The sequence below is a fragment of the Rhizobium sp. 18055 genome (assembly GCF_902706285.1).
Lineage (GTDB): Bacteria > Pseudomonadota > Alphaproteobacteria > Rhizobiales > Rhizobiaceae > Rhizobium.
Window position 1 is genome coordinate 1 of sequence record NZ_CACSKD010000106.1, and the last position, 602, is coordinate 602.

1 protein-coding gene is annotated in these 602 nt (G+C 71.6%); it reads right to left on the reverse strand.

Going from position 1 to position 602, the window contains the following annotated elements; all coding sequences use genetic code 11:
* Positions 1-602, reverse strand: a 602-nt coding sequence (locus tag GVL52_RS31075; RefSeq protein ID WP_368735334.1) for a cytochrome P450, incomplete at both ends; no start/stop codon positions are given.

Here is a 602-nt window from a genome sequence, read left to right on the forward strand (position 1 = left end):
CTCCGCCGGTATGTGCACGCCCGCGATGGTCACGTCGGTGCGGGGATAGCGCATGATGCCGTCCCAGCCGGCGCCCGGCGGGTACATCCGCAGGATCTCCTCCACCGCCTTGTCGACCAGCGACGGATCACCCGCCAGGCGTTCGCGCTGCAGTGGATGCCGGAACAGGGCCAGCAGGCCGAACTCGAGCTGCGCGACGGTGCTTTCGTGTCCCGCCACCAGCATGCCGGCCGCCAGGCCGATCGCCTCTTCCTCGCTCGCGCGGTGCTGGTCGACCGCCGCGAGCAGGTCGGTCAACAGGTCGTCGCCCGGCCCCTCGCGCTTGGCCCGCATCTTGCCGCGGATGTAGGCGCGCAGTTCCTCCCAGGCGCGGCGCGAGTCGCTGCGCGGGCCGCTTTCGTGCTGGTGCGTCATCACCTCGTCGGACAGCCCGGCGAAGAAGGCGTGGTCTTCGTAGGGCACGCCCATCAGCGCGCTGATGACCATGGCCGGCAGCGGGAAGGACAAGTGGCGCCGCAGGTCGGCCGGCTGGGGCTGGGCCGCCAGCGTGTCGAACAGCCGCGCGGTGATCGTCTCGACCTGCTCGGCGAGCCGCTCCACCC